Source organism: Cellulomonas sp. ATA003, from assembly GCF_031582905.1.
Lineage (GTDB): Bacteria > Actinomycetota > Actinomycetes > Actinomycetales > Cellulomonadaceae > Pengzhenrongella.
In genome coordinates this window covers 3178364-3201212 of the sequence record NZ_CP133990.1, presented here as the reverse complement: position 1 = coordinate 3201212, position 22849 = coordinate 3178364, and the positions used below count along the sequence as shown (strand labels likewise).

General features: G+C 76.5%; 18 protein-coding genes and 5 pseudogenes. 15 read left to right on the top strand and 8 right to left on the bottom strand.

The features are described 5' to 3' along the window. The first annotated feature begins 17 nt into the window (after positions 1 to 17). From REH70_RS15915 to REH70_RS15895, 6 genes and pseudogenes are all read left to right on the top strand, one after another. Positions 18 to 1202 carry a hypothetical protein gene (locus REH70_RS15915; RefSeq protein ID WP_310748761.1) on the top strand — a complete coding sequence of 395 codons (1185 nt, stop codon included), beginning with the start codon at positions 18 to 20 and terminating at the stop codon, positions 1200 to 1202. Between the two features lie 107 nt (positions 1203 to 1309). Next, the gene (locus REH70_RS15910; RefSeq protein ID WP_310754353.1) at positions 1310 to 1525 is read left to right on the top strand and encodes an AsnC family protein; all 216 of its coding nucleotides are present in this window, start codon (positions 1310 to 1312) and stop codon (positions 1523 to 1525) included. Next, positions 1518 to 3401, top strand: a complete 1884-nt coding sequence (locus REH70_RS15905) for an ABC transporter ATP-binding protein (protein WP_310748759.1) — start codon at positions 1518 to 1520, stop codon at positions 3399 to 3401. Before REH70_RS15910 ends, REH70_RS15905 begins: the two co-directional genes overlap by 8 nt. Before the next feature lie 34 nt (positions 3402 to 3435). Beyond that, positions 3436 to 3630 (top strand): annotated as a pseudogene (locus REH70_RS20815) (PhzF family phenazine biosynthesis protein); the annotation flags it as partial. Next, entirely contained in the window at positions 3564 to 4310 is a 747-nt protein-coding gene (locus tag REH70_RS15900; RefSeq protein WP_310754352.1) for a PhzF family phenazine biosynthesis protein, read from the top strand. The pseudogene REH70_RS20815 and the gene REH70_RS15900, both read left to right, overlap by 67 nt. An 88-nt stretch (positions 4311 to 4398) precedes the next feature. Continuing rightward, positions 4399 to 5379, top strand: coding sequence for a glycosyltransferase (locus REH70_RS15895; RefSeq protein WP_310748757.1), 981 nt, complete (start codon positions 4399 to 4401; stop codon positions 5377 to 5379). On the opposite strand, the gene rlmC is transcribed toward REH70_RS15895, so the two are convergent. From rlmC to REH70_RS15880, 3 genes are all read right to left on the bottom strand, one after another. Further along, positions 5367 to 6497, bottom strand: a complete 1131-nt coding sequence (gene rlmC, locus REH70_RS15890) for a 23S rRNA (uracil(747)-C(5))-methyltransferase RlmC (protein ID WP_310748755.1) — start codon at positions 6495 to 6497, stop codon at positions 5367 to 5369. The genes REH70_RS15895 and rlmC overlap by 13 nt on opposite strands. 91 nt (positions 6498 to 6588) lie before the next feature. After that, a complete protein-coding gene (locus tag REH70_RS15885) occupies positions 6589 to 7779 on the bottom strand; it encodes a hypothetical protein (RefSeq protein ID WP_310748753.1) in 1191 nt (396 codons plus the stop codon). 128 nt (positions 7780 to 7907) lie between these two features. Continuing rightward, positions 7908 to 8318 carry a TIGR03618 family F420-dependent PPOX class oxidoreductase gene (locus tag REH70_RS15880; RefSeq protein WP_310748750.1) on the bottom strand — a complete coding sequence of 137 codons (411 nt, stop codon included), beginning with the start codon at positions 8316 to 8318 and terminating at the stop codon, positions 7908 to 7910. A 208-nt stretch (positions 8319 to 8526) separates the two neighbouring features. Between REH70_RS15880 and REH70_RS15875 the strand changes: the two genes are divergently transcribed. Beyond that, positions 8527 to 8910, top strand: a complete 384-nt coding sequence (locus REH70_RS15875) for an ATP-binding protein (RefSeq protein WP_310748748.1) — start codon at positions 8527 to 8529, stop codon at positions 8908 to 8910. A gap of 36 nt (positions 8911 to 8946) precedes the next feature. Here REH70_RS15875 and REH70_RS15870 read toward each other — a convergent pair whose 3' ends face one another. Next, positions 8947 to 9726 carry a serine hydrolase gene (locus REH70_RS15870; RefSeq protein ID WP_310748746.1) on the bottom strand — a complete coding sequence of 260 codons (780 nt, stop codon included), beginning with the start codon at positions 9724 to 9726 and terminating at the stop codon, positions 8947 to 8949. Continuing rightward, on the bottom strand, positions 9669 to 10454 hold the full coding sequence (locus tag REH70_RS15865; RefSeq protein WP_310748743.1) for a Cpe/LpqF family protein: 786 nt from the start codon (positions 10452 to 10454) through the stop codon (positions 9669 to 9671). The genes REH70_RS15870 and REH70_RS15865 overlap by 58 nt, the downstream gene beginning before the upstream one ends. Positions 10455 to 10620: 166 nt before the next feature. Here REH70_RS15865 and REH70_RS15860 point away from each other — a divergent pair. After that, positions 10621 to 13143 (top strand): annotated as a pseudogene (locus REH70_RS15860) (response regulator); the annotation flags it as partial. 182 nt (positions 13144 to 13325) lie between these two features. Continuing rightward, positions 13326 to 13529: pseudogene (locus REH70_RS20810) on the top strand (Hpt domain-containing protein); the annotation flags it as partial. Positions 13530 to 13659: 130 nt separating this feature from the next. Here the strand turns inward: REH70_RS20810 and REH70_RS15855 are convergent. Further along, the gene (locus REH70_RS15855) at positions 13660 to 15045 is read right to left on the bottom strand and encodes a UTP--glucose-1-phosphate uridylyltransferase (RefSeq protein ID WP_310748739.1); all 1386 of its coding nucleotides are present in this window, start codon (positions 15043 to 15045) and stop codon (positions 13660 to 13662) included. Between the two features lie 1322 nt (positions 15046 to 16367). On the opposite strand from REH70_RS15855, the gene REH70_RS15850 reads away from it, so the two are divergent. The 4 genes from REH70_RS15850 to REH70_RS15835 are packed head-to-tail and all read left to right on the top strand — an operon-like array spanning position 16368 to position 20641. Continuing rightward, a complete protein-coding gene (locus REH70_RS15850; RefSeq protein WP_310748737.1) occupies positions 16368 to 19130 on the top strand; it encodes a hypothetical protein in 2763 nt (920 codons plus the stop codon). Further along, positions 19127 to 19918: a hypothetical protein gene (locus tag REH70_RS15845; RefSeq protein ID WP_310748735.1), complete on the top strand. Its 792-nt coding sequence runs from the start codon at positions 19127 to 19129 to the stop codon at positions 19916 to 19918. The genes REH70_RS15850 and REH70_RS15845 overlap by 4 nt, the downstream gene beginning before the upstream one ends. A 4-nt stretch (positions 19919 to 19922) precedes the next feature. Continuing rightward, a complete protein-coding gene (locus tag REH70_RS15840) occupies positions 19923 to 20426 on the top strand; it encodes a hypothetical protein (protein ID WP_310748733.1) in 504 nt (167 codons plus the stop codon). After that, positions 20423 to 20641 carry a hypothetical protein gene (locus REH70_RS15835; protein WP_310748731.1) on the top strand — a complete coding sequence of 73 codons (219 nt, stop codon included), beginning with the start codon at positions 20423 to 20425 and terminating at the stop codon, positions 20639 to 20641. The genes REH70_RS15840 and REH70_RS15835 overlap by 4 nt, the downstream gene beginning before the upstream one ends. Before the next feature lie 33 nt (positions 20642 to 20674). On the opposite strand, the gene REH70_RS15830 is transcribed toward REH70_RS15835, so the two are convergent. Next, on the bottom strand, positions 20675 to 21313 hold the full coding sequence (locus REH70_RS15830) for an SAF domain-containing protein (RefSeq protein ID WP_310748729.1): 639 nt from the start codon (positions 21311 to 21313) through the stop codon (positions 20675 to 20677). Between the two features lie 332 nt (positions 21314 to 21645). On the opposite strand from REH70_RS15830, the gene REH70_RS15825 reads away from it, so the two are divergent. After that, positions 21646 to 21882 (top strand): hypothetical protein, encoded by a 237-nt coding sequence (locus tag REH70_RS15825; protein WP_310754472.1) that lies wholly within the window; start codon positions 21646 to 21648, stop codon positions 21880 to 21882. Positions 21883 to 21896: 14 nt separating this feature from the next. Here the strand turns inward: REH70_RS15825 and REH70_RS15820 are convergent. Further along, positions 21897 to 22151: pseudogene (locus REH70_RS15820) on the bottom strand (FmdB family zinc ribbon protein); the annotation flags it as partial. 81 nt (positions 22152 to 22232) lie between these two features. On the opposite strand from REH70_RS15820, the pseudogene REH70_RS15815 reads away from it, so the two are divergent. After that, positions 22233 to 22844: pseudogene (locus REH70_RS15815) on the top strand (penicillin acylase family protein); the annotation flags it as partial. Positions 22845 to 22849 lie beyond the last annotated feature (5 nt).

Here is a 22849-nt window from a genome sequence, read left to right as displayed (position 1 = left end):
TCTCTGGATGGACTGCCATGCCTTCGCTCCGCCAGCTCGTCACCGCCCTGCTCGCGCCTGGTCTGCTCGGACTCGCGCTGCTCGCAGGGCCCGCGCTCCCGGCTGCCGCTGACCCGCACGCCCCCGCTGACCCGCACGCGCCCGCCGACCCGAACGCCCGCAACCCCGCCCCGGTCGACCCCGCGCCCGTCGACCCAGCCCCCGTCGACCCAGCCCCCGTCGACCCCGGCCCCGCCGCCGACGCGGCGACGACGACCTGGGGCGTCGCCCCGGCGACGGCGGACGGCCCCGACGGGCGGGTGTCGTACCGCCTCGAGATCGCGCCCGGCGGCGAGCACACCGACCACGTCGCGGTGACCAACTTCTCCGAGCGGCCCGCGACCTTCGCCCTGCTCGCCTCCGACGGCGTGGTGACCTCCGAGGGCACGTTCGACCTGCTCCCCACCGGTGAGCAGCCGGTCGATGGCGGCGCCTGGGTCGCCCTCGCTCCAGCCGTCGAGGTCGCCGGCGGGGCCACCGCCGTCGTGCCGTTCACCGTCCGGGTGCCGGCCGACGCGACGCCGGGCGACCACCCGGCCGGTGTGGTCGCGACGCTGTCCCGGCCCTCGTCGGGCGAGAGCGGCGCCGTCCTGGTGGACTCCCGGGTCGGCGCTCGGCTGCACCTGCGGGTCACCGGCGAGGTCCGGCCCGTCGCGGAGGTCACCGACGTGAGCGCGCGCTACACGCCGTCGTGGAACCCGTTCGCGCCCGGGACCCTGGAGCTCGAGTGGTCGGTCGCCAACACCGGCAACGTGCGGGTGGGTGCGCAGCAGACGCTCGCGGTCGACGCCGTCGCGGGACTGGCCGCCGTCGACGCGACGACGGTCGCGACCCAGCGCGAGGTGCTGCCGGGCCAGCGCGCGCGGGCGGCCGCGTCGGTCCCCGTGTGGCCGCTCGCCCGCCTCGACGCGCAGCTGGTGTCCCGGCACGCGGCCGTGGGCGACGACGTCGTGGCGGTGGGCATCGCGCCGTCGTCGGCGGTCGCGACGGTGTGGGCCGTGCCGTGGGCGCAGCTCGCGCTCCTCGTGGCACTCGGCGGGCTCGGGTGGGTGGTCGCGCGGGCCCGTCGCACCCGCCGCCGGCGCCTCGACGACGCGCTCGCGGCGGCCCGGGCGCAGGGGGCGCGCGAGGCGGCTGCCCGGGCGGTGCCGGTCGCGGGCTGAGTCCGCCCGCCACCGATCTGTCATCCACGGTTGACGCCGCGTGGTCGTCAATCTACGTTGACATACGTCGGTGGTGAGCGGAGGTGGTCGAGGTGGGTGAGGACACGATGAGCGCACTGGTGAGCCGGGCCGGGGACGAGGACCCCCTGCGGGCGCTGACCGCGGTGGCCGAGCTCCAGCGCGAGGTGAGCCGCACGGAGGCGACGCTCGTGCGCCGGGCGCGCGTGCGGGGCGCGTCCTGGGAGCAGATCGCCCGGGTGCTGGGCGTGAGCCGCCAGGCCGTGCACAAGAAGTACGGCGGCACGAGGTTCGGCCGTGGCTGACCGGGCCGTGGCGGACGACACCGCCGCCGCGGACGCCGCCTCCGCCCCGGACGCCGCCGCCGCGGGCGACGTCGCCGACTCGCCACCACCGGCGCGCCTGCGCGACCTGCTGTCCTACCTCGGCGAGCACCGGCGGGTGCTGGGTGTCGTCGTCGTCATCTCGCTCGTCGGCGCCGCGCTCAACCTCGCGCAGCCGCTCATGGTGAACGCGGTGATCACCTCGGTCACCGCGGGGGAGACGTTCGGGGCACCGGTCGCGACGCTGGTCGCGCTGGTCGTGGCGGCGGGCGTCGTGGGCGCCGTCCAGCAGTACCTGCTGGAGCGGACCGCCGAGGGCGTCGTGCTCACCGCGCGGCGCCGGCTGCTGCACCGCCTGCTGCGGCTGCCGGTGCGCGAGTACGACGTCCGGCGCACCGGAGACCTCGTCTCGCGGGTCGGGTCCGACACCACGATGGTGCGGGCGGCGCTGACCGGCGGACTCGTCGACGCGCTCGGCGGCGTCCTGGTGTTCGCCGGGGCGCTGGTCGCGATGGCGCTCATCGACGTGACCCTGCTCGGCATCACGCTCGCGGTGATCGTCGTGGCGGTGGTCAGCGTCGTCGTCGCGAGCTCGCGGATCCAGACCCTGACGCGCGCGTCGCAGGAGGCGGTCGGCCGGGTGGCCGCGGGCGTCGAGCGGGCGCTGTCCGGCGTGCGGACCATCCGAGCCGCCGGCGCGACGGAGCGCGAGGGCCGCCGGCTCGAGGTCGACGCTGAGGCCGCCTACGGGCTCGGCGTGCAGGTCGCGCGGATCGGCGCGGTGCTGTGGCCGGTCAGCGGGCTCGCCGTCCAGGGGGCGTTCCTCGCGGTGCTCGGCGTCGGCGGGTACCGCGTCGCCGCGGGCACGCTCACCGTCGCCGAGCTCGTCACCTTCATCCTCTTCCTGTTCATGATGCTCATGCCGCTGGGCACCGCGTTCAGCGCGGTGATCACGGTGCGCAGCGCGCTGGGTGCGCTCGCCCGGATCCAGGAGATCCTCGCCCTGCCGGCGGAGGACGACGACGCCACCGACCAGCGCGCCGACATCGCTGCGCAGTCCGTCACCGCCGCAGCCACCGCGCCCGCCCGGCCGGCGGACCGCCTCGGCACCGGCGGTGCGATGGTCGAGCTCGACGGCGTCCGGTTCGGCTACCGCGTCGGCGAGGCGGACGAGCGGCCCGTGCTGCGCGACGTGTCCCTCGCCGTCCCGCGGGGCTCGACGACGGCGATCGTGGGGCCGTCCGGGGCCGGCAAGACGACGTTGCTCGCGCTGCTCGAGCGGTTCTACGAGCCGGACTCGGGGACCGTGCGCGTCGACGGCGTCGACGTGCGTGACCTGCCTCGCGCGGTGCTGCGAACCCGGATCGGGTACGTCGAGCAGGACGCGCCCGTGCTCGCCGGGACGATTCGGGAGAACCTCCAGCTCGCCGCGCCGGACGTCGACGACGCCCGCTGCCGCGCGGCCCTCGCCTCGGTGAACCTGCTGGAGCGGATCGACGAGCACGCCGCCGGGCTGGACACCGTGGTGGGCGACGACGGCGTCGGGCTCTCCGGCGGCGAACGACAGCGGCTGGCGATCGCCCGCGCGCTGGTCGGCGACGCCCCGCTGCTCCTGCTCGACGAGCCGACCGCGAGCCTCGACGGTCGCAACGAGCAGGCCATGCGCGAGGCGATCCGCACCGCCGCGGTGGGCCGGACCGTGCTGATCGTCGCGCACCGGCTGGCGACGGTCGCCGACGCCGACCAGATCGTCGTCCTGGACGCGGGGCGCGTCGTGGCGACCGGAACCCACACCGAGCTGCTCGACTCGAGCGAGCTGTACCGCGAGCTCGCGCGCCACCAGCTGCTGGTGGGCTGAGCGCACGCTCCGGGAACGCACGGCGTCGGCTACCGTGCCGGCGCCCCACCGTCCCCGAAGCCGAGGAGGCACCCGCACCGTGCAGGCCCCGCTCATCCAGATCGACGCGTTCGCCGACGCGCTCCTCGAGGGCAACCCCGCCGCCGTCGTGCCGTTGCCCGCCTGGCCCGCCGACTCGCTGCTGCAGGCGATCGCGGCCGAGAACAACCTGTCCGAGACCGCGTTCCTCGTCCCGACCATCCCCGACGACGCGCCGCCCCGGACGCCGACCTCCCCGCGTACCACCTGCGGTGGTTCACCCCCGCGGTCGAGGTCGACCTGTGCGGCCACGCCACCCTGGCCGGCGCGTCGTACCTGTTCGAGGACGTCCACCCCGACGCCGCGGGTCTGCGGTTCTGGACCCGCAGCGGCTGGCTCGGCGTCGAGCGCGCCGGCGACGGCGGGTACACGCTCGACTTCCCGTCCGAGCCGCCGACGCCCGTGGACATCGACCCGGACGTCGTCGCCGCCCTGGGCGGCGTGCCGGTGCTCGAGATGCTGCGCGGCACCGACGTCGTCTGCGTGGTCGCGGACGCCGATGTCGTCCGGTCGGTCGTGCCCGACGCCGCCGCGCTCGACCGGCTGCGCACGCGCGGCGTCGTCGTGACCGCGGCCGGTGGCGACTCGGGCTACGACGTCGTCTCGCGCTGGTTCGGGGCCGACGCGGGCATCGTCGAGGACCCGGTCACCGGGTCGGCGCACTCGCAGATCGCGCCGATGTGGGCGCAGCGGCTCGGCCGCACCGAGCTCGTCGCACGACAGCTGTCCGCGCGCGGCGGCACGGTCTGCTGCCGGGTCGACGGCGACCGGACGTTCCTGACCGGCCGCTGCCACCGCTACCTCGAGGGCACGATCACGCTGCCCGACTGACAGTCGCGTCGGGGCCCGCAGCCGAGGCCCTCAGCGCTGACCGGCGCCTGCGGACGCCCGGCCGGTCGTGGTCCGGTACAACTGCACGGTGTCCGACAACCGCACGCCGCCCGACGACCTGACCGACGCCGCCCCCGCTCCCCACGCCGCCCCCGCCCCCGGGGCCCGCCCCGCCGCCGACCCCCGCGTCGCCGTCGTCGTCATCACCCACAACCGCCGCGACGAGGCGCTCCTCGCGCTGGCGCGGCTGCGGGACCTGCCGGAGGCGCCCGAGGTCGTCGTCGTCGACAACGGGTCCACGGACGGGACCGCGGACGCGATCCGCCGCGACCACCCGTGGGCGCGGCTCATCGCGAGCCCGGACAACCTCGGCGCGATCGGCCGCAACGTCGCGGTCCGGACGCTCACCACGCCGTACGTCGCGTTCTGCGACGACGACACCTGGTGGGAGCCGGGGTCCCTGCGCCGCGCGGCGGACGTGCTCGACGCCGACCCGCGGGTTGCGGTGCTCACGGCGCGGATCGTCGTCGAGCCCCGCGGCACCGAGGACCCGATCGTCGCCGAGCTGCGCGACTCACCGGTGCAGGGCGCACCGGGCCTGCCCGGACCTGCGCTGGGGAGCTTCCTGGCCGGCGCGTCCGTGCTGCGGCGGGACGCCTTCGAGGGGGTCGGAGGGTTCCACCCGCGGCTGTGGCTCGGCGGGGAGGAGGAGCTCCTCGCGGCCGACCTCGCCGCGGCGGGCTGGGAGCTGTGCTACCTCGAGGATCTGACCGTGCACCACCAGGCGTCCCGCGCGCGCGACAGCGTGCGTCGTCGGCGCGACGGCATCCGCAACACGCTGTGGTTCACCTGGCTGCGCCGACCGGTCCGGCCGATGCTGCGCCGGACCGTCGAGGTGCTGCGGTCGCTCCCGCGGGACCGGGTGTCGCTCGCCGGGGTCGCGCTCGCGCTGCGGGGGCTGCCGTGGGTGCTGCGTGAGCGTCGCCCGCTGCCCGAGCACGCGGAGAGCCGCTTCCGGGCGCTCGCCGAGGCGCAGCGCGCCTCGACCGCCCGCAACTACACGCGCTGACGCTCGAGGAGCACGATCGCCTCGTAGTGGGTGGTCTGCGGGAACATGTCGAGCACGCGCGCCGTCGTGGGGCGCAGGGACGGCATGGCGGCGAGGTCCCGCGCGAGCGAGACGGCGTTGCAGCTGGAGTAGACGACGTGCCGCACCGACGACGCCTCGAGCCACCCGGCGAGGTCCGCGCCGATCCCGCGGCGGGGTGGGTTGACGATCACGAGGTCGGGCGCGGCGCCCGCGGCGAGCGCGAAGGCGGTCGCGTCACCGGCCGCGAAGCGGACGTCCGGCAGGCCCGCCTCCGCCGCGCTCAGGGTCGCGCTCGCGACGGCGGCCTCGCTCGTCTCGATCCCGATGACGGTGCGCCCCGGCGCGGCGCAGTGCAGCGCGAACCCGCCCACCCCGCAGTACAGGTCCCAGACCGACGCGGGGGCGACGTCGTCGACCCACGCCTGGGCCTGGCGGTACAGGGCAGCCGCGACGTGCGGGTTGGTCTGGAAGAAGCTCTGCGGGCGCAGGTGCAGGTCGTGCTCGCCCACCCGCATGCGCAGCGTCGCCGCGTCGGTCAGGACGATCTCCCGGTCGCCCTCGAGGACGGCCTTGTGCTCCGGCAGGAGGTTGACCGTGACCACGGCGAGCTGCGGCAGGGCGGTGAGCAGCGCGGCCAGGTGCTTGCGCAGCCGGGCGACCGGCTCCTGCGAGCGGCAGACGAACCGCACCATGAGCGCGCCGTCCGGCGACTCGGTGATCAGCAGGTACTTCAGCTCCCCGCGGCGCGTGGGGACGTCGTACGGCACGAGGCGGGCACGGGTGACGAAGTCGGCGAGCACCGGCAGGACCGCCTGGATGCCGACGCTCGAGACACCGCAGCCGCGCAGGTCGACGCCGTGACCGTCGGCGTCGAGGATCCCGACGGTGGGGGCGTCGACCGTGCCGCCGACGACCATCTTGACCTTCGTGCGGTACCCGGCCTCGGGGCTCGCGACCGGCGGGAGCCAGGTCAGGCCGTCGTGCGCGGCGAGCAGGTCGCGGCAGTGCCGGTCCTTGGCCGCGAGCTGTCCGCCGTACGGCTGCCCCATGAGGGTGCAGGACGGGCACACGCCACGGAGGAAGTACGAGCACTGCACGAGCGTCGAGCCTACGTCCCGTGCCCACCGCCGACTCCGCCGCTCACCCCACGGATCGCCCCGCCGCTCACTCCACGGCTCACTCCGGCGCTCACTCCGGCCCCCGTTCGGGCGCCCGCTCCGGTGGGGCTTCGGCGGCCTCCGGCCACGGTGACGGGGACAGGTCGATGCGGTCGGACGGGGTCAGGGCCGACAGCGAGCGGCGCAGCGTCGTGACCACGGTCGCCACCACGAGGCCCTGCGGTCCGGGGCCGGCGCTCCGCTCGTACCGCAGCAGGGCGGCCGCGAGCTCCCCGACGGCGGCGTCGGCCGCGAGCCGCCCGCCGGGCTCGGTGTCGGTCAGGCCGGAGGACGTGACGACGTCGGCGAGGGTCGCGACGGCGGTGGCCATGGGCTGCCGCAGCTCGTCGGTCACGCCGCGGACCCGGGTGCTCCACGGGGCGTCCTCGGACAGCTCGTGCAGGTCGTCGACCAGCTGTGCGACGCGTTCCAACGCGGCGAAGTCCGTGCGGATCGCCTCGACGGTGCCGTGCTGGTGGCGTGCCCGCCGGTTGCCGCGAGCTGCCTCGGTGAGGTCGTCGACGGCGTCGCGGGCGCGGGCGAGCCGCGCGCCGAGGCTCGTCCGCGGAGGCTCGGCGCCGACGTCGTCCTCGCGGAGCACACCCGCCATGTGCCGCAGGTGGTGCGCCGCCTCCTCGCGCAGGGCCTCCATGCTGCTGCGGGCCTGGGCCAGCGGCAGGGTCGGGAAGGCGACGTTGAGCCCGATCGTCACGAGCGCCCCCATCAGGAACATCCCCGCGTACGACACGGCGTACCCGACCTCCTGCCCCTGGCCGATGAGCAGCACGAAGGTCGCCGCGACCGGCACGTACGTGCGGCTGTCACCCAGCCACGGCAACCCGCCGAGCAGGACACCGACGGCGACGGCGCTCGTCACCGCCACCGCGGGCCACGGGACCAGGCCGTCCGCGGCCAACCCGACGAGCGCACCGAGCCCGATCGCCCCGACCGCCTGGAAGGTCTCGCGGGTGGACCGCACGACGGCCGTGTAGGTCGTCACGGTCGCGCCGAACGGCGCGTAGAACGCGTACTCCTGCCCACCGGGCAGCCGCAGCGCGATGAGCCAGGCGAGCGTCGCGGCCACCGCGGCCCGGACCGCCATCGCCACGCGCGGGTGCCGCAGCCGTCGGCGCCACGTCGCCGGCCGGGGTGCGAGCGTGCCGAGGGTGCGGGCCCGTGCCGCGAGGGCGTGGGGGTCGGGACGCGACGGGCGGGCGGGCATCCGTCCAGTGGACCCGCCCGGTGCAGCAGCGGCAACCTGCGGGCGACCGTGCGGCACCATCACCGCCCGTCGTCCCTCTCGGGCTCGGCTCTGCCCGGCGCACCCTGCCCAGCGCAGCCCTGCCCGGCTCAGCCCTGCCCGGCAGCACCCCAGCCGTGCCAGCGGTCGATGCGCACGCGCGCGCTGACCCGCGGCCGCTCGCGGTTCGGGTACGGCCGGCCGAGGTAGTGCGTCGAGAGCCGGTCGATGTCCGACAGCCCGACGTCGTCCGCGAGGGACACGACGGTGCCCTGGAGGCTCACGTGGGTGTACCAGTCGTCCGTCGCGAGCGCCGTGAGCGAGACCCGGGGTTCGGACCGCAGGTGGGACAGGCGGGCGCGCGCCGCGTCGAGGCTGAGCAGCACCGTCCCGTCCTCCTCGACGAGGTACCACGTCGCGACGGTGACCGGCCGACCGTCGGCCGCGACGGTGGCCATCACCGCCGGGTGGGGCCGGGCGAGCAGCGCGAGGACGTCGGCGGGCAGGGGTTGGACGGGCACAGGACCTCCGAGGTCGGCCGGTGGGCGGGGTGCGTCGCCCCGGTGAGCGCTCGGCTGCGGGCGGGACGACGGCTCCACAGTGGCGGTTCGGCGCCCCCGGCGCGCGCTGGCCGGTGCACGGCTGCCGGGATGCGCCCCGGCCCCGTCGGGGTGATCCTGGACCGACCACCCGCGAGGGTTCACCCCAGGCCTGAGGACGGGATCCACTGTGCAGCTCCCGGCCGACCTCACGTGCGTCCGGCCCTGCCGCCGCTGGGCGGCGGAGGCCGCGGCCGGTCACGGCGCGACGCCCCACGAGCAGCAGCTCGTCGCGCTGCTGACCAGCGAGCTCCTCACCAACGCCGTCAAGTACGGGCCCCGCGAGGCGATCGACATCGATGCGGGGTGCGACGCCGGTCTGTTCCGGGTCGCGGTCACCGACGGCGGCAGCGCGATGCCCGTCGTCGTCGTCGACCCGCCGGCGGACGCGGCCGGCGGCCGCGGCATGCACCTCGTCGCGAAGCTCTCCGCCGCGTGGGGTGTGGACCGTCGTGCGCACGGCAAGACCGTGTGGTTCGCACTCGCCGTGGGGGACGAGGTCTGCGCCGGTTGACGGCACCCGGGGTCGACCGGCCGCTCGCTCCGCGGCTCACTCCACGAGGCGCAGCGCATCCCCGGCGATGCCCACCATGGTCGCCGCCGCGACCACGTCCTGGACCTCCTCGGCGGCCGTCTGCAGCACCACGACCGTCAGCTCGCCGTCGGCGCCCCGTGCCGCCCAGGAGCCACCCATCGTCCCGGTCGAGCTGCCGCCCTTGAACGCGACGGACTCCCAACGGGCCCGGTCCACCTCGAGCCCCGGGTTGGTGGTCAGGATGTCGGTCACCGGCTCGCCGTGCGGGGTCCCCGCGCGCTCGGCGAGCGCAACGTGGGCGGCGCACAGGTCGGTCGCCGTCGCGGTCCAGTCGACGCCGTCCGTCCACACGACCGTCGACGGCAGCGCCGCGGTGTCGACCCGCAGCGGTCCCTCGGGCATCTCCTCGAGGATCGCCCGTCGCTCGGCCGTGCCCGCGTCACGCCAGCGCTCCCGCAGCTCGGCACCACCGCCCCAGCCGAGCCAGAACAGCTCCCGCGTGGTCGCCAGCGGCTGCAGCGCGGACGGGTCGCTGTGCCCCATGTCGGCGACGGCGGCCTCCACGCGGTCACGCCCGACGGCGGCCACGAGCAGGTCGGTCGCGGTGTTGTCGCTGATCGCGATCATCCCCTGGGCCGCCTCGCGGACGGTGACCACCGTGCCGGTCGGGGCGTCCTGCAGCTCACCGGACGGCAACGACCGGACCTCGTGCGTCACGGTCAGCTCGGTGTCCCACGTCAGGTCACCGCGGCCCACGGCGTCGACGACGGCGCCCAGCACGTAGAGCTTGACCATGGAGCCGATCGGCAGCGGGCGGTCGGGGTCGGAGCCGGCCGGCGTGCCCCCTGCGGCACGCACGCGCCGTCGGGGGCGACGGATGCCACGAGGAACGAGGTGCGCGCGGGCAGGCCCTCGACCTCGTCGACGAGGTCCTCCCAGGACGCCGCGGCGTCGCGTGGCGGCGCGGGCTCGGAGAACAGCAGGCCGCTGATCAGGCCGGCGGGGTCGACCACGAGGTCCATCTGCAGGTCACCCGGCGCGCTCGCGAGCCGCACCGAGACCGCGGACGGACCCGACTCGACCCCGACCGGCGTCCACGGCGCCGACGCGCGCAGCCCGGTGAGGATCTCGACGACCTGATCCGCGGGGACGCTCGCCGTGAACTCCGCGCTGAAGCGCTCCGCCACCGCGCTCGCGGACGGGTCGGCGCCCGGGTCGAGCTGGTCCAGGACCCACCGGGCCTGCCGGCCCGCGGCGTCGTCGGGCAGGGGCACGGCGACCGGGTCGGCCGTGGCAGCGTCGGACGCCGCGGGGGCCGCCGGCGTCGGGGACCCGGACGGTGACGGCGACCCGGTGCACCCGGCGACCGTCAGGGTCGCCAGGGCGAGCGCGAGCGCGCGGGTGCGCCGGACACCGGGCTGCCGGCTGCGGACCTGCTGGCTGCAGACCTGCCCGGTGCGGACCTGCTGGCTGACCTGCCCGGGGCGGACCTGCTCGGTGCGCCGGGCCGCGTCGTCGCTCATGGGGTCTCCCGCCGTGGTGGTGCGGCGTCGTCCGACGCCCGCGGGCGCTCAGTCTTCCGGGTGAGCTGTCGATAGGGGAAACGCCCGCACCCGCCGATCGCGGCGCCCTGACACCGGAGGACCGCCATGGCCCACCTGCCCCACGTGAGCGCATGACCGCACCCCCGTGACCCGCCGGGCACGGCGAGCCGCAGCCGGGTCGACGCGGTGGACCGTCCGGCACGTGCTCGCCGCCGGCTTCTCGATCGCGCTCGCGGGGCTGCTCGCGGTCGGCGGCATCGCGTTCGTGCAGATCGGCGACCTCACCGACGAGTACACCCCCGTGCTGCACACCCATGAGGTGATCGACGAGATCGGTGTGGTGCTCGAGCTGGTCTTCGAGGCGGAGACCAGCCAGCGCGGCTACCTGCTCACCGGGGACCGCACCTACCTCGAGCCGTACGACGACGCCGTCGAGGCCCTGCCCGCCGCACTGGCGCGGCTGCGCGGGCTCACGCTGGACAACGCGTACCAGCAGGCCCAGATCGCGGAGCTGCGCGTGCCGCTCGAGAACCGGCTGCGTTTGCTGGACGCCACCATCGACATCCGCGACGCGCAGGGCTTCGGGGCAGCCCAGGCCCTCGTGCAGACCGGACGCGGCGCCCGCGACACCGCGCACGCCGCCCAGCACCTGGAGCTCATGCGGGCGGAGGAGCAGCGGCTGCTCGACCGCCGGCTCGAGCAGAGCGCTGCGGCGGGTGCACGCACCCGCACGGTCATCGTCGCTCTCGTGCTCGGGGGCGCCCTCGTCGTCGTGGTCGTGGCCCTGGTGACGTCCCGCGCGGTCATCGTGCCGGTGCGCCGGGTGACGGCCGCGGCGCTGCGCATCGACGCCGGCGACCTCAGCGAGCCGGCCCGCGTGTCCGGCCCCCGCGAGCTCGCGCAGATGGCCGCCGCGGTCAACCGCTCGGTCGCGACGATCGCGCACGCGCGCGACCAGGCGGTCTCCGCGACGGCCGCCAAGTCCGCGTTCCTCGCCGCGATGAGCCACGAGATCCGCACCCCGATGAACGCCGTGATCGGCATGACCGAGCTGCTGCTCGACACCGACCTCACCCCGGAGCAGCGCGACCTCACGCGCATCGTCCACGACAGCGGGGACGGCCTGCTGTCGATCATCAACGACATCCTCGACTTCTCGAAGATCGAGTCCGGCGCGCTCGAGCTCGAGGACGAGCCGTTCGACCTGCGTGGAACCCTCGAGAGCGCGCTCGCGCTGGTCAGCATGCCGGCAGGGGAGAAGGGCCTCGAGCTCGTGCTCGACGTCGCCCCGGACGTGCCCCGTGCCCTGCTCGGGGACCCGACCCGCCTGCGCCAGGTGCTGCTCAACCTGCTCAACAACGCCGTGAAGTTCACACCGGACGGCGAGGTCGTCGTCGCCGTGACCGTGCAGCCCGCCGCCCCGTCCTCCGCGTCCTCCGCCGCCGCGTCCTCCGACGACGCCTCCGACGCCGCCGACGCCGCCCCCACCGGCGCCGCCGAGGTCCACCTGCGCGTCGCGGTGCAGGACACCGGCATCGGCATCGCGCCCGACGCGATGGAGCGGTTGTTCCAGCCGTTCAGCCAGGCGGACACCTCCACGACGCGCCGCTACGGCGGCACCGGGCTGGGCCTGGCGATCAGCCGCCGGCTCGCCCGCGCCATGGGTGGTGACCTCACGGTGGTCAGCACGCCGGGCACCGGCTCGACGTTCGTCCTGACGGCGACCCTGCGGGCCGCACCCGTGGCGGCGCTGCCCGACGGCGTCCACGACCCCGATGCGTCGACGGCCGACGTCGTGCTCGCCGGACGCTCGGTGCTCGTCGTGGACGACAACCCGCACAACCGGCGCGTCCTGCGGGCGCAGCTGGAGGGGTGGGGGATGGAGTGCACCGCGGTCGACTCCCCGCAGCGGGCGCTCGCCGTCGTCGCGTCGGGGCGCGTCTTCGACGTCGCGGTCCTGGACCTGCACATGCCCGTCATGGACGGCGAGCAGCTCGCCGGTGCCCTGCGGGTGCTGCCCGCGGGACGCAGCACCGCGCTGCTGCTGCTGACCAGCCTCGCGTGGCGTCCGGCCCCGGGTCAGGCCGGCCTGTTCGCCGGTGCGCTGCTCAAGCCGGTCCGCAGCGAAGCCCTGCGGCACCGCATCGCCCTCGCGCTCGCGGACGCAGCTGCTGCGAGCCCGTCCACCCCGCTCGACCCCGCGATCGACACCGGGGTCGGGGCGGCCCGCGCCGCCGCACCCTCGGCCGGTCCCGGTCCCGGCCCCGGTCCCGGTCCCGGTCCCGGTCCCGGTCCCGGTCCGGCGGCGGCGTCGTCGTCCGACCGTGCCGACGTGGGTCTGAGGATCCTGCTCGCCGAGGACAACCCGACGAACCAGCGGGTCGCCCAGCTCATGCTCGGCCGGCTCGGGCACGACGTCGACATCGTCGGCGACGGGGCCGCGGCGGTGCGCGCGGTGCACGACGGCGCGTACGACCTCGTGCTCATGGACATGCAGATGCCCGTCATGGACGGCCTCGAGGCCACCCGGCGCATCGTCGCCGAGGTCCCGGTGGACCGGCGTCCGTACGTCGCCGCGATGACCGCGAACGCGATGGCCGAGGACCGCGCGGCGACCCGCGCGGCGGGCATGGACGGGTTCCTCGCCAAGCCGGTGCGCGGCCAGGACCTGCGCACGCTGCTCGCCGACGTCGAGCGTCGCGTCGCGGCCCGCCGGGCCGCGTCCGGGGCCCCCGGTCGCCCCGGCATCCCGACCGCGCACCCCGCGGCCGACGACCACGCGCGGCACCAGGCGTCCGCGGCGTCCGCAGCAGCCGTGCGGGAGCGGCTCGCGCAGATCGGCGAGCCCGGCTGCGCCGACGACGACGCGCTGCTCGCCTCGCTCCTGCGGTCCTTCCGGCGGCGCGCCCCGGCCACCTGGCCGAGCTGCGGGCCGCGGTCGACGCCGGGGACGCCGGCGCCCTCGAGCGCGTCGCGCACGGGTTCCGGGGCGGGGCGCTCAACCTGGGCGTCACCGAGCTGGCGGCCGTGTGCGAGGCGCTGGAGTCCGCCGGCCGGGCGGAGGACCTGACCGGGGTCGACGCCCTGGTCGACCGCGCGGCGGCGGAGGTGACCGCGATCGGCCCGGTGCTCGGCGCGCTGGCCGCCGAGCTCGAGGGCGCCGTCCGGTCGACGTCGCCTGAGGTCAGGCGACGCCGTCCGGGCCGACCCGGGCGCCGTCGGGCACGCGTGCGGGCTCGCCGGGATCGGCGAGCCGCGCGTCCCCGACGACGACGACGTCGCGTCCCCACGTCCAGTCCCCGTCGACCGTCAACGACGTGGCCTCGCGCAGCGACGGGGTGTGCGGCACCCGCGCGTCGAACGCCGCGACCGTCTTGTACGCCCCCGGCAGGGTGACGAGAGGCGCGGGCACCTCGGCGACCAGCCGGTGGTCGTCCGTCGTGCGGTACACGTCCGAGCGCAGCACCAGCAGGTCGTTGGTGGTCTTGACCGGCAGGAAGCGTGACCGGTCGACCTCGAGCACGGCGGCGCCGTCGAACACCTCGATCGCGGCGCCCATCGCGGACTCGATCTGCACCACCGGGGTCGAGGCCGCGTCGGTCGGGTCGACCGTCTTGTCGTTGCGGATGAGCGGCAGGTCGAGCACCCCGCCGGTGCGCGCGAGCTCGGCGGCGAGTGCGCGCAGGTCCAGCCAGAGGTTGTTGGTGTTGAAGTACGGGTGCTTGCCGATGTCCGCCGCCGCGTCGGCGTCCTCGGGGAGCGTCTGCGCGGTCTCCCGCAGCACGATGCGGCCGTCGGCGGCGCGGCGCACGAGGTGCCCGCCCTTGCGGTCCGCGGGGGTGCGGCGCGCGACCTCGGCGGCGAACGGCGCGCCCGTGGCGGCGAACCAGCCGGCGATCCGTGCGTCCGGGGTGGCGCCCAGGTTGTCGGAGTTCGACACGGTCGCGTACCGGAAGCCCGCGTCGAGCAGCCGGTCGAGCGTGCCGGACGCGTACAGCGCGGTGTACAGGTCGCCGTGGCCCGGCGGGCACCACTCCAGGCCCGGGTCCGCCGGCCACTCGACCGGGGTCAGGTCGTCGGCCCGCAGCTTGGGCTCCCGGTTCTGGAGGAAGTCCAGCGGCAGCCCGTCCGTGGCGAGCTCGGGGTAGGCCGCGAGCGCGGACAGCGTGTCGTCCTGGGTGCGGAAGCTGTTCATGAGCACGAGCGGGAGGCGGGCGCCGGTCGCGGCCCGCGCGGCGAGCACCTGACGGGCGATGACGTCGAGGAAGGTGGCGTCGCCCCGCACCCGCAGCAGGGACTTGGCGCGGTCCATGCCCATCGAGGTGCCCAGCCCGCCGTTGAGCTTGATCACCGCGGTCTGCGCCAGCGCGTCGCGCCCGGCGTCGGCGTCCACGGCGAGGTCGTCCAGCAGCGGCGCCTCGGTGAGCGGGGTGACGTCCCGTTCGGCGATGGTCCCGGTCTCGCCGGACTCCAGCAGCCCGTAGAAGCGGGCGAACACGTCGATCGCGGTCGGGGCCACCCCCGCGCTGTCCATCTTCTGCCGGGCCCGGGCCAGTCCGTCTGCGCTCATGGGGACCGATCGTAGGGCGCGTGCGGGGCCGCGGCCGGGTGGGCCGGACCTGGTCGGGCGACGACCCCGTGCCCGCCGAGGTTCACCGGTCCCGGTCCGGGGCGATGGCCGCGCGGTCCCGACATCCGCTGTTCATCTCTGCGCCATCCGGGTGCCGTGCGCCCCATCACCCGATCGTGTAGGCCTCGTGGATTGACCCGGTGGCCCGCGCGGCCCAGACTCATCCCTGACAGTGCGCACCGCCTGCCCCCTGCGCGGTGCGCACTGTTCCTATGTCCGGGCCTCTGTCCGTCGCGCTCCGCCGCGAGAGCCCGTCGACCCAGCCGGACCGACCGGCCCCCGTGAGCGCGCCGGGCGCCGGTCCCCGCGAGCGCCGCCGGGACGCCCTCGCCGGCGGCGTGGATCGTCCTGAGCGCTCCGGCGGGGCGGGTAGCGTTGCCGGGTGACCCCTCCCGCGCGCGCCCACGGCACGGGACCCGACGTGGCCCCGAGCGATCCCCACTCCGCTGCGTCGTCCGCGACCGTGCCCGGCACGTCCCCTGCCACGCCGGCCCCCACCACGTCGGCGTCGGCCGGCGAGGCCGTCGTCGTCGAGGCACCGTCCACCGGCGAGCTCGTCGCGTCCGCCGTCGCCGGCTGGCGCGCGGCCCTGGTCGAGGCGGCCGGCGGCTCGAGCCTCGCGGATGTCGACCTCCTCGGGGACGGTCCGCTCGACCTGTCCGCGGCGCACCCGTCGGGCATCGCGCAGCTCTTCGCGGGGCGCGACACCCGCCTGTCGAACCTCGTCCGGGAGGGCGGGGCGCTGTCGGCCGCGAAGCGCCGCGCGCGGGCGGTGGGGTCGCGCGCCGACGAGTACGCCCAGCGGTACGGCATCGCGCCGACCTACCTGTCGATCGGCGTCGCCACGTGGACGGAGCGCCTGGCGCCCGAGACCGCGGACCGCGACGTCCCCGCCGACGACATGGCCGCGCTCGCCTCGGCCGTCCGCGGCCGGTCGGTGGACGAGCCGTACGTCGGCGACGACGAGGACCTGGTCGGCGCCGGCGACGACCGGGCCGACGACGCGGCGTCGTCGGGCACCGAGCCCCGGACCGTGCGCGCCCCGGTCCTGCTGCGGCCGGTCGCGCTGCGCGCCCGGGGAGCGGCGAGAGCGACTACGACCTCACCCTCGAGCCATCGCTCGAGGTCAATCCGGTGCTCGCGCGGGCGCTGCGGGCCCGCGGTGCGCTGCTCGACCCGGCCGCGCTCGCTCGGGGGCCTTCACGAGCACCGGGTTCGACCCGCGCGCCGCGCTGGACCGCCTCGCGGCGCTCGGCGCGGCCGTGCTCGAGGGCTTCCAGCTGCGGGAGCGGCTGCTGGTCGGGACGTTCGTGCACCCCGGGCAGGTACTGGTCGAGGACCTCGACCAGTACGCGGCGAGCCTCGACCAGCACGAGGTCGTCGCCGCGCTGGCCGGTGACGCCGCGGCCCGGTCGGCCGTGGACCGGCCGGTCCAGGCGCCCGTCGTCGGCGACCGGCACCCGGACGCGGAGCGCGGCGTCGGCGACCTCGACCCGGCGCAGCAGCACGTGCTCGACGTGCTCGCCACCGGCACCCACCTGTTCATCGACGCGCCGGCGGGCTGCGACGTGCGCGGCACGGTCGCGGCCGTGGTGGCCGACGCCGCCGTGGCCGGGCGCAGCGTCCTGTACGTCCCCGGTCACCGGCGGGCGGCGACGGCGCTCGCCGCGCGGATGCGGGACCTCGGCGTCGACGACCTCCTGCTGGACGTCGCACCCGAGCCGGGGTGGCGGACCGCGACCACGCGGCGCCTGCTCAGCGGGATGAACCTCAAGCCGGAGCCCGTCGACGCGGAGGCGGTCGCCGCCGTCCGCCGGGACCTCCTGGTGCACCGCGACCGGCTGCGCGGGTACGTCTCCGCGCTGCACGAGATCCGGGAGCCGTGGAACGCCTCGCCCTACGACGCACTGCAGTCGCTCGCCCGGCTCGCGTCCGCCCGACCGGCGCCGCGCACGACCGTCCGGCTGGCCCCGGGGACCGCGCGCGACCTCGCGCCGGCGCACCGGCGCACCGAGCTCGCCGCCGACCTCGTCCGGGCCGCCCGGCTCGGCGCCTTCACGCTGCGCCCGAGCGAGACGCCCTGGTTCGACGCCGACCTCGTGACGTCCGGTGCGGCGCAGGACACGCTGGCCCGGATCGAGCGGCTCCTGGGCGGCGGGCTCGCCTCGGTCGTGGAGCGGGTGCGTGAGGTCGCCGCGTCGACCGGCCTGACCCCGGCGGCGTCCGTCGCGGAGTGGGGACTGCAGCTGCGGATGCTGAGCGGCATCCGCGGCGCCCTCGACGTGTTCCAGCCCGTGATCTTCGAGCGCACCGCGGCGGACCTCGTGGCCGCGACGGCGTCCCGGGCGTGGCGCGCCGAGCGTGGCATCACGATGAGCCGGTTGCACCGGCGGCGGTTGCGCCGGCAGGCCAAGGACATGGTGCGACCCGGGCGGCCCGTGGCCGACCTGCACGGCGCGCTGGTGCAGGTGCAGGAGCAGCGCGAGATCTGGCAGGCGCACTGCCCTGCGGGCGGCTGGCCCCGGCTGCCGGACGGGCTCGCGGACATCGAGGACGAGTACGCCGTCGTGCGTGACGACCTCGAGCACGTCGCCCGGGTGCTGGCCACGACCCCGACCGGTGGCGCGCTCCTGACCATGCCGTTCGTCGACCTCGCCGACCGGCTGCGCCGGCTGCTGGTCGACCGGCGCGCGCTGGAGACGCTGCCCGAGCGCACGGCGGTCGTCCGGCACCTGCGCGAGGCGGGGCTGGACGCGCTGCTGCAGGACCTGGCGCACCGTCGCGTGCAGCCCGGCCTGGTCGGTCCCGAGCTCGAGCTCGCCTGGTGGAGCACCGTCTTCGACGAGCTGCTGCGCAGCGACCGCGCACTCGCCGGGTACGACGGCGCGGCGCTCACCGAACTCGCGTCCGAGTTCCGCCGGCTCGACGGCGCGCACGTCGCGACCCTGTCCGCACCGGTGCGCAGCCGGGTGATCCGGCTCATGACCGAGACGCTCGGTGCCGACCGTGAGCAGGCGCACGCGCTGTTCGTCGAGCTCGCCGAGGAGCGTCTGACCAGCCTGCGGGAGACCACCGAGCGCTACCCCGACCTCGTGCCCCGGCTGCGCCCGGTGCTCGCCGCATCGCCCATGCTCGTCCCGCAGCTGCTGCCACCGACCCGCACGGTCGACGTCGTGGTCCTCGACGCGGTGCAGCACCTGCCGCTCGAGGTCGCGCTCGCGGCCATCGCCCGCGCCCGGCAGGTCGTCGTCGTCGGCGACCCGCGGTGCGCGTCGGGGACGGCGGTGCGTGAGCTCGCCGACGTGCTGCCGCGGGTGGGCCTGCGTGCCGCGGCCACCCGCCGCGACCCGTACCTCACCGCCTTCCTCGTCGACCACGGCTACGCGGGCGTGCTCGAGGCGACACCACTGCCGCACGCCACCCCGCTCGTGCACCTGGACGTCGTCGCCGGGTCCGGCATGCCGGACCCGGTCACCGGCGCCGTCGAGTCGACGCGGGCCGAGGTCGAGCACGTCGTCGAGCTCGTCATCACCCACGCGCTGACCCGGCCCGAGGAGTCCCTCGCGGTGGTCAGCCCGTCGGCGGTGCACGCCGCACGCATCCGTGAGGCCGTCCTCGCCGAGGTCCGGGCCAACCCGGCGCTCGCGCCGTTCTTCGACGCGCACCGGCCCGAGCCGTTCGTCGTGACCGAGCTCGCGGGCGTCGCCGGGCTGCGCCGCGAGGCGGTCATCCTGTCCCTCGGCTACGGCCGCACGCCGCACGGGCGGGTGCTGCACCGGTTCGGCCCGCTCAGCGGCCCCGGCGGCGAGGCGATGCTGCTCGACGCGCTCGGCGCGACCCGCCACCGGCTCGCCGTGGTCAGCTGCTTCGCGGTCGACGACCTCGACCCGGAGCGGCTGCGCGGCTCCGGCTCCCGGCTGCTGGGTGACCTGCTCGCCTTCGCGGCCGAGCGGGGGCCGCAGCCAGCCCCGACGTCGCCGGGCGGCCCGCGCCGACCCAGCCCGGGACCGGTGACCGCCTCGTGACCGACCTCGCCGAGCGGCTGTGGCGCGCGGGGCTGACGGTGCAGGTCGGGTACGGCGTGGCGGGCAGCGCGCGGATCCCCCTCGCGGTCGGGCACCCGGACCTGCCCGACGAGATGCTCGTCGCCGTCCTGACCGACGACGAGTCCTACGTGGCCGAGCCCAGCGTGCGCGTCCGGGACCGGCAGGTGCCGCAGCGGCTCGAGCGGCTCGGGTGGACGGTCGTGCAGGTGTGGTCCGCCGCGGCGTTCCTCGACCCGCAGGCCGAGGCCGACGCGATCGAGCGTGCGGTCCGGGCCCGGATGGTCGCCCGCCCCCGGTGCGGCGTCCGGCGCTGCGGGTCGGTCCCGCGGTGGGTGCGGACTCCGGTGCGAGCCCGACGGTCCGCCCCGCGACGGTCCAGGAGGCCCGGCCTGCGCCGGTGCCGGCCCGTTCGCCGGAGCCGGTGGCGGCTCCCGCGCCGGTGCCTCAGCCGGCTTCCGCGCCGGTGCCGGAGCCGGAGCCGGAACCGCTGCCGGTGCCGGTGCCGGTCGCCGCCGCGGCACCGGCCGACGGGCCCGAGCCTGACGCCGGCGCCGTCCGCGGCGACGAGGCGCAGCCGGCCCAGCTCGGCAGCGAGGCCGACGGGGACGACGTCGGGGAGCCCGCCGCGTCGTCGGCCGTCGAGCCGCCCGCCGAGTCCACGGACCCCGCGGACGCCGCCCCGACGACACCTGCTGCTCCCGGCGTGCCCGCTGCGGGATCCGGGCTGCACGAGTCGCCCGGCACCGTCGGCGTGGCCGTCCCCCTGAGGCTGTGGAGCGTCGACCGGTCGCGCCCGAGTCGGTGCAGGCGCAGCCGGAGCGGGGGCCCGCGCCGAAGCCGGAGCCGGAGCCGGAGCCGCAGTCGGCGTCCGAGCCGGAGCCGGCGTCCGAGCCGCAGCGCGAGTCGGAGCCGCAGCGGGAGTCGGAGCCGGCGTCCGAGCCGCAGCCGGCGCCCGAGCCGACCGGCGCGGGACCGGTGCCCGTGCGCCGGTCCACCCGGCGCAAGCCCGTGCCCGCGATGGGGACGCTGCGCCCGTCGGTCCAGCCCACGCTGCCGGTGCACGCCCGGCCGCGGCCGGCGGTCGAGCGCGGCCTGCCGATCACCGCCTACGGCGACAACGAGCTCGACGAGCTCGCGACGTGGATCCTTTCGGACGGCGTCCCGCGCGACGCCGACGAGCTCGCCGCGGCCATCCGCGCGGACCTCGGCCTCACCCGCCGCAGCGCGCGCGTCGACGCGGCGGTCGGCGGGGCGGCCCACCGGGCGCTGTCGTGACCGGCGACGGTCGCGCCGACCCGGCGGAGCCGCTCCGCGCGGCTGCGCCGGTCGGCCGACGCGGACCGCGCCGCGCGGTCCGCTCGGGGGCCGGCGAGGCGGACCCGCTGGTCGACCTGCGTGCGGCGGACGACTCCGACGTGGGCTGGCAGACGCCGCCCGCGTCAGACACCAACGACGAGCGCCTGCGCCGGGACGTCCCGCCGCACTGGTGACCAGCAGGCCACCGGGGACGGGCGGTCCCACCGTCACTCCACCAGCACCGCGCTGATCCCGGCCCACGCCGAGGCGCCGGCCAGCCCGGCGGCCTCCGCGGCGGGCACGGCCACGAGCGTCAGCGGACCGTCGCTCGACCCGGTGACCGGTGCGCCCAGGAGGCCACCGGGCGTGTCGTCGTGACCGGCCGCCGGGGCCGGGTGCGGCAGCACGAGAGCGCGCACGGCGAGCCGTTCGGCCACCGGCGCGCCGGTGCCGGTCGTGGTGGCCGCGAACAGGTCGACGTGGTCGCCCGGTCGCAGCAGCGCCGCGACCCCCGGGTCGGCCAGCCGCACCGGCACGACGACCGTGCCCGGCGGTCCGGCGGTGGTGAGCCGGTCGTCGTGCAGCAGCGCGTCGACGACGGGGACCCCGCGGGGCAGCGGCAGCACGACCGACTGACCGAGCACGGCGTCCGCCGCCGGATGGGCGCCGTCCGGGGCGGACCCGGGCGGCACGTGGGCGACCCGCAGGTCGGCCGCGGCCAGCGGGACACCCGGTTCGAGCGCGCGCGCCGCGACGACGATGGCGACCTGCGGCGGCGCGGCGGGGCGCAGCTCGGCCACGACGAGCGCCGCGGCACACCCCAGGAGCAGCGCGGCGACGCCGAACCGCACCCGCCACAGCGCCACCCGCCACCGTCCCGGCACGGCGCGTGGACGCCGCGCCGGACGTCCCACCCGGGGCGGACCAGCGGGTCCGGGTCGGGTGGACGGACCGGAGGCCCCGCGCCCTCCGGGCGGACGCTCACCCGGCACCGCCCCGGCGCGCGCGAGCAGTCGGGAGCGAGGTGCGGCGACGTCGGTCATGGGGCCGGACGCTAGGCGCGGCCGCCGCGGGTCCCGTCGTTGCGCACGTCCCGCGGTGGACGACGGCGCGCGGGCGGTGCCGGGGGACGCGGCGGCATCCGGCGGACGAGCGACGGGGCCGACGCGCGAGCGTCAGCCGTCGGGGGCGTCAGCTGGTGGACGCGGCCGGGGCGGAGCTGTTCGAGGTGCCGGAGGACGACCCCGAGGACGACGAGCCGGCCGACGAGGAGCCTGCGGAGCCGGACGACGCCGTCGTCGACGACCCGCCGTCACCCTGTGACTTCGACGACGACTTCGACGACGACGCGCCGTCCGAGGACGTGCCGGAGCCACCCTCGGAGCCGTTGGACGACACGGTCGCGCTCGACTTCGAGCGCGAGTCGGTGCGGTAGAAGCCCGAGCCCTTGAACACGACGCCGACGCTCGAGAACACCTTGCGGAGACGGCCGGAGCACTCGGGGCACTGCGTCAGCGACGGGTCGCTGAACGACTGGTGGACCTCGAACGCATGACCGCACTCCGTGCACGCGTAGGGATAGGTAGGCACGCTCTGCGTCTCCTCGACCAGGCCAGCCGGACGCTGGCACTCATGGCATTCGAGTGCCAACGATACCGGGCGCGCGGGCGCACGCACTGTGACCTCCACGACCTGGCATGCCATGACGCGCCGGCGCCTGTCCCGGCAGGCCACGACCCGGACGGCGGTCCACGGCCTGCGGGTGGTCCGGGTTAGTCTCCGAGCGTGACCCGCCGCCGTGCCGCCCGCCTCGCCGTCGTCGTCGCCTTGGTCGTCGTGCTGGCCTTGGTGGCCGCGTCGATCGCCGCGGTGCTCGTGGTGCGTCGCCCCCTGCCGCAGACCTCCGGTGAGCTGGACCTCCCGGGGCTGAGCGCGGAGGTGACCGTCGAGCGTGACGAGCAGGGTGTCCCCACCATCACCGCGCGGTCCGCCGCGGACCTGTTCCGGGCCCAGGGGTTCGTGCACGCGCAGGACCGGTTCTTCGAGATGGACTACCGCCGGCACGTGACGGCCGGGCGGCTCTCCGAGCTCGTGGGGGACAGCCGCGAGGCGCTCGCCGCGGACCGCGTCATCCGGACCTTCGGGTGGCGGGACGTCGCGGAGCAGGAGTGGGAGCTGCTCGCCGACACGACCCGGGCCTACCTCGAGGCCTACGCCGAGGGCGTGAACGCGTACCTCGCCGACCGTCGCCCGGAGTCCATGGGCGTCGAGTACACCGTGCTCGGCCTGCAGGTCGACGTCGACGAGCCCGAGCCGTGGGACCCGATCGACTCGGTCACCTGGCTCAAGGCGATGGCGTGGGACCTGCGCGGCAACTACGACGACGAGCTCGCACGCGCCAC